This is a genomic window from Mesorhizobium sp. M2A.F.Ca.ET.039.01.1.1 (assembly GCF_003998035.1).
GTDB lineage: Bacteria > Pseudomonadota > Alphaproteobacteria > Rhizobiales > Rhizobiaceae > Mesorhizobium.
Genome location: NZ_RZRY01001487.1, coordinates 1 through 506 on the forward strand (window position 1 = coordinate 1; position 506 = coordinate 506).

1 protein-coding gene is annotated in these 506 nt (G+C 68.2%); it reads right to left on the minus strand.

The annotated features are described in order from the left end of the window. On the minus strand, positions 1–506 hold a 506-nt coding region (locus EOA24_RS40585; RefSeq protein WP_148669988.1), incomplete at both ends, for an NTP transferase domain-containing protein.

The following is a 506-nucleotide window of genomic DNA, read 5'->3' on the forward strand; positions in this document are numbered from 1 at the left end:
ATGCCCGCCTTCAAGGACGAGGCCAGGCCATCGGCGAAATCGGGATTGTCGGCGAGTTTCACCTCAAGGCCTCCAAGCGCTGAACGCACGCGTTCGCGCTGATGGCCGGTGACGACGATGGTGCTGGCGGCCTTTGAGCCCAGCGCGCGGGAAGCGGTGCGGCGCACCAGCGGCTCGCCGTCGAACAGCGCCAGAAGCTTGTTCGGCCCGCCCATGCGGCTCGAACGTCCAGCCGCCAGAAGCACGATATCGACCTTCAGCGCCGACCTGGCGGGGTGCGGCGTCGGCTCGCGCGGCTGCGGCCTGGTCGGAATTTCCATCAGAAGCCCGCCGACACCCATGCCGGCAATATCGCTCGCCGTCACATCGAGCCCGGCAATCAGGCGATCGAGCACCCAGTCGAAGCCGTTCTCCTTCGGGCTGCGCGCGCATCCGGGCGCGCCGACGACGCGCTTGCCGTCGAGTGTTCCGAGCACCAGCAGATTGCCGGGATCGACCGGCATGCC